The following is a 3,586-nucleotide window of genomic DNA, read 5'->3' as shown; positions in this document are numbered from 1 at the left end:
AGCCCCGGGCTCCGTTTGTTGCCGCTGCGAGCGGCGTTTGCGCCGACAGGCGCTTGCATGGTTCGGCGTTTTCATTTTTATTCCCAAATCGAAGCCAGCATGGCTTGCCGGTCGCTACCAGAAGCCGACCCGCTGAGCTACGCTGAGAGGTATGGAACTTCATGTACTGGAACACCCGCTGATCGAGCACAAGCTGACCGTACTGCGGGACAAAAACACCCCTTCCAACACCTTCCGCGAGCTGATCAGCGAACTGGTCATGCTTGAGGCCTACGAGGCCACCCGCAATCTGGACATCGAGGACCACCCCATCGAGACCCCGGTCGCTCCCATGGTGGGCAAGAAGCTCTGCTCCCCGCGCCCCATGGTGGTCCCCATCCTGCGCGCCGGACTGGGCATGCTTGACGGCATGACCCGTCTGCTGCCTACCGCTGAGGTCGGATTCCTCGGTCTCAAGCGCGACGAGAACACTCTGGACATCATCACCTACGCCAACCGTCTGCCAGAGGACCTCTCCGGCCGTCAGTGCTTCCTGCTGGATCCCATGCTGGCAACCGGTGGCACCCTGATCGCCGCCACCAAGTACCTGGCCGAGCGCGGCGCCAAGGATGTGACCTCCATCAACATTCTGGCTGCTCCCGAGGGTCTGAACCGCCTCAAGGAGGAAATGGACCCCTCCATCAACCTCAAGGTGGTGGTCTGCGCAGTCGATCAGAAACTGAACGAGCACGCCTACATCGTTCCCGGCCTGGGCGATGCCGGCGACCGCCTTTACGGCGTCATCGACTGATCCAACGAACTGACAGGGCACGAACCCCATACCTGACAAGGACCCGAATCCTGCACGATTCGGGTCCTTTTTTCAACGGTGTTCGATGGCCGTCCCGTTGGATGATGCGCAAGAAAGACCCCAGCTAAGCTCAATAAGGCACCTCTAGACCGATTATCTAAGCAGATCGACTACCTAGACAGAACAACAGCACCATTGGCTCCGTATTAGTTCGTAGTGTGACATTCCTGTCTACACGCAAAGTTTCGCCGGTAAGCGTGGCTACGGTAGAAGCACCGGACTTCCCTCCCCTACCCGTCAGCGAGGATGGACGCTATGAAGCCGTCGGCCCTGCTGCGTCAGAAAGCTTGGCGGCCCAGTCATCAGGCCTGCAAATCTCTCGACCCCTATCTTCTTGCATCCACCTCATTACACCCACCTTTCGCACGAGCATGCCTAATCGCTGATCACCAACCCTGGTTCTTCCCTGGTCTGACCCTGAAAACACCCTGAGTGGGCCTTGCCTGGTGTTGCAATAAGAACAGCGGCATTCAAGGGCGAGAAAGGAGCACACCATGGAGGGCAAGTCCCTTTCCCTAGGTGGATCAATCACAGGAACCGGAGCCTCAGGACCGATGGGTGGGGGCGGCTCGCAAACCGCAGATCGAACCAAGGCACGCACTCCTGGCCTGGCCTCCCTGGTGCAGTCCTTTCTGCATGAGCATCGGTCCTCCTACACGGTCATGGTTCTGGCAGTCATGGCCGCTTCAGTCCTTACCAGCGCCTGGGCCCAGGTAGCCATTGCCGCTCGGAAGGGCGACGGGATGCCAGATGCTCGCGCAATGAATTCCTACGACCGCGCTATGACCCTGTCCTTACAAGACGGCGCTTCACTGATATCCATAATGTACGCCTGCATATGCGGGTTTGTCTCCATCTTCCTCGTCATCACTTCTGTGGGGTTCCTGATCGAGCGCCGTCGTCGCGAATATGCCATGATGCGGCTTTCGGGCGCCTCTCCCCGCACGGTGAGACTCATCTCCCTGTTGGAATTCATGATTCCGGTAGGCTTATCCGCCCTCGTGGGCAGTTTGGCGGGATGCCTGCTGGTGCCCGCATTCGCCAAGTCCCTGATTAACTCAGGCCTTGAAGCGCTAGAAATGACCGCGCATCCCCACCCCATGGGGATTGTCCTCGCCTTCGCCGGGATACTCCTGGCAGGCCTCTTAGGAACCTGGTTCGCTGCCAGAAGGATTACCGCCATCTCTCCCATCGAGGCTTTGCAGGACTCAGAAAATCGGTCGGGAACCAAATCAATTGGTCCTCTTCGCCTGATAATCGCCCTGGCTGGACTGGCTGGAGGACTGGCCATGGTCTATCACCGCTTCAATGGCATGGACATTGAAATCCAGATCCTGGCCACGACCGGCTGTCTGCTGGTCATCATCGGTGCCCTGGCTCCTGTCCTGGTTCCGGCGTGCGCCAACCTGATCGGCATCCCCTTCCAACTGGCTTTCCGGGGTGCAGGTCTCCTGGCGCGGCAAAGGGCGCGCAAGGAAAACCGGAGCTCCACCGCCATCGCGGTGCCGATCATACTGATGCTGGTCATCGTGACCGGATTGATAGCCCTAGGAAGGTCCAGCTGGGCGCAATTATCCCTCAGCCGAAACAAGCCGGTTGCTGCCGAAGTCATGGTCACAACAGATACCAAAGACACCAGGGATTTGGACCGGCAACTTCGCTCGTCCGCAGATGTAGGATCCGCCGTCACCTACAGCAAAGAATCTTGGAGAAGAGCAGGTAACACAGACAGCAAAAGCGATGCACCTTTCATAAGCGCCATGCACATCAACAAAAGCGGCAAGGCGCTTGACACGATCAGTCCTGCTTTCATCACAGGCTCGGCTGCAGACCTGGGACCAGGTAAGGTCGCCGTCACATCGAAAGGCCACAGTCAGGAAAAGAATCCCCTCGGACGCACGCTGACCTTAATCGACAAAAACGAAAAGCGTCACACGCTGACCATCACCGCCATTGTTGACATGACACCGACAGGGCAGACGACAGGCGACTACCTGATCATGGATGACAGCCTGTCACAACTGGCTCCCGACAACAGAGGGTTGACCACCCTGGTCAGGACCGCTCCCCGAGTCCAGACAAACGATTTGATCAGTAAGCTCAACGCTTCATGGGACAGCAAGGGCATCAAGGCCTGCACCAAGAAGGAGTACATTCGTTCCGACATCCAAAGGTCACAGAAGGTGCAGCGGGCCATGCCCCAGATAGCGAACGGGGCCATCGTCCTGACGGCCATCTTCCTGATCCAGGCATGCGCCATCGCAGTCAATGAGCGCCGCCAGGAGAACCGAAGGATGCAGGCTGCCGGTGTTTCACGTGGAACATTGGTCTGCTCCTCGATTGTGGAGTCAGTAATCGATGCCCTTTCGGCAATCCTTCTTTCAGCCCTGGCCATGGCGGGGGTGCTTGCCGTCATCTTCCACCAGTTGTCCGGCCAGATAGACATGAGCGTCGTGCCTCTCCCCTACGGCTACTTCCTGGTCATGGCACTCTGGGCGATAGGCCTGGCCGCTGCGGCCTCAGGCCTGTATAGCTGGTTCAGCTCTCGGGCAGATACGACTCGAAGATAATCCCATCAAAGTCCGGACTGGCCTCCTCCTGCGCATGCTCGGAGCGGACGGTCCAGGCGATGGGCGTTCCACCTAGAAACCGATAGAGACGCATGGGCAGTGAGTGCCCGCTGTGCCACTCGCAGGCCACGAAGTCCGGCCGCCCCAGCCAGTTGAAGAGGAGGGA

2 protein-coding genes and 1 pseudogene are annotated in these 3,586 nt (G+C 58.6%); 2 read left to right on the top strand and 1 reads right to left on the bottom strand.

Going from position 1 to position 3,586, the window contains the following annotated elements:
* Positions 1 to 151: 151 nt before the first annotated feature.
* Together upp and AC0AP0_RS10385 are read left to right on the top strand one after the other, a co-directional pair.
* Positions 152 to 790: a uracil phosphoribosyltransferase gene (gene upp, locus AC0AP0_RS10390; protein WP_015022561.1), complete on the top strand. Its 639-nt coding sequence runs from the start codon at positions 152 to 154 to the stop codon at positions 788 to 790.
* Between the two features lie 554 nt (positions 791 to 1,344).
* Positions 1,345 to 3,420 carry an ABC transporter permease gene (locus AC0AP0_RS10385; protein WP_490430404.1) on the top strand — a complete coding sequence of 692 codons (2,076 nt, stop codon included), beginning with the start codon at positions 1,345 to 1,347 and terminating at the stop codon, positions 3,418 to 3,420.
* Here AC0AP0_RS10385 and AC0AP0_RS10380 read toward each other — a convergent pair.
* A pseudogene (locus AC0AP0_RS10380) lies at positions 3,389 to 3,586 on the bottom strand (glycerophosphodiester phosphodiesterase family protein); the annotation flags it as partial. The gene AC0AP0_RS10385 and the pseudogene AC0AP0_RS10380 sit on opposite strands and share 32 nt — an antisense overlap.

The sequence above is a fragment of the Bifidobacterium sp. POST2/T3 (B1) genome (assembly GCF_058197115.1).
The sequence above is the reverse complement of the archived record's forward strand: the minus strand, read 5'-3'. Positions and strand labels throughout refer to the sequence as shown.

What these genes read in the sequence shown, in the direction of transcription:
- upp (WP_015022561.1), top strand. Translation starts at nt 152, where the DNA reads ATGGAACTTCATGTACTGGAACACCCGCTGATCGAGCACAAGCTGACC.
- AC0AP0_RS10385 (WP_490430404.1), top strand. Translation starts at nt 1,345, where the DNA reads ATGGAGGGCAAGTCCCTTTCCCTAGGTGGATCAATCACAGGAACCGGA.